Annotated in this window: 1 protein-coding gene; it reads left to right on the plus strand. The window is 43.6% G+C overall.

Annotated elements, in window-relative coordinates; all coding sequences use genetic code 11:
* Positions 1–321: transposase (locus AAEY75_RS14395; protein WP_352259942.1), on the plus strand; the 321-nt coding region annotated here is incomplete at both ends.

A 321-nucleotide genomic window follows, 5' to 3' on the forward strand; every position in this document is an offset into this window, starting at 1 on the left:
CAAGAAGACTTACAACGTGAGCTGAATCGATTGGAAAAAACGGAGGCCACAGACACCGCTCCTATCGTTAAAGCGTCTATTGAGCAGATGATAGTCTCTTTGCAAGCCGCCATTGTTAAGCTCAATGGTGATATTGATGACCATATCGATGGTCATCCCAATTTAAAGCAAGACCAATATCTGCTACAAACTATTAAAGGCGTCGGCCCTGTTGTCTCAAAGCAGATGATGTCGCTGATGCATAATAAGCAGTTTAGTCAAGCGTCGCAAATGGCAGCCTTTTTAGGTCTAGTTCCCAAGCATAGTGAATCAGGGCTATTT

It is taken from the genome of Psychrobacter sp. TB55-MNA-CIBAN-0194, assembly GCF_040309505.1.
Classification (GTDB): Bacteria; Pseudomonadota; Gammaproteobacteria; order Pseudomonadales; family Moraxellaceae; genus Psychrobacter; species Psychrobacter fozii.